Consider the following 223-nt stretch of genomic DNA (forward strand, 5'->3'; position numbering starts at 1 on the left):
CCGCGCTCTACGAGGTCAACCACCTCACGCAACAGCGCGTAGAGCACCCGGTTCTCGACAAAGCCAGGCACATCCTTCTTCACCACCACGGGGAGGAGTCCGAGCGAGCGACTGAGCTCACGGATGGTTTGGACGGTTTCTGGAGCGGTCTTTTCGCCCCCGATGACTTCGATCATCGGAATGATGTGCGGCGGGTTCGACCAGTGCATTCCGACCATACGCC

At 60.5% G+C, this 223-nt stretch carries 1 protein-coding gene; it reads right to left on the bottom strand.

Annotation, left to right across the window (positions count from 1 at the left end; all coding sequences use genetic code 11):
* The coding region (locus E4K09_RS19900; protein WP_244610606.1) for a 3-hydroxyacyl-CoA dehydrogenase NAD-binding domain-containing protein at window positions 1-223 on the bottom strand (223 nt) is incomplete at both ends.

The sequence above is a fragment of the Microvirga pakistanensis genome, from assembly GCF_004458765.1.
Classification (GTDB): domain Bacteria; phylum Pseudomonadota; class Alphaproteobacteria; order Rhizobiales; family Beijerinckiaceae; genus Microvirga; species Microvirga pakistanensis.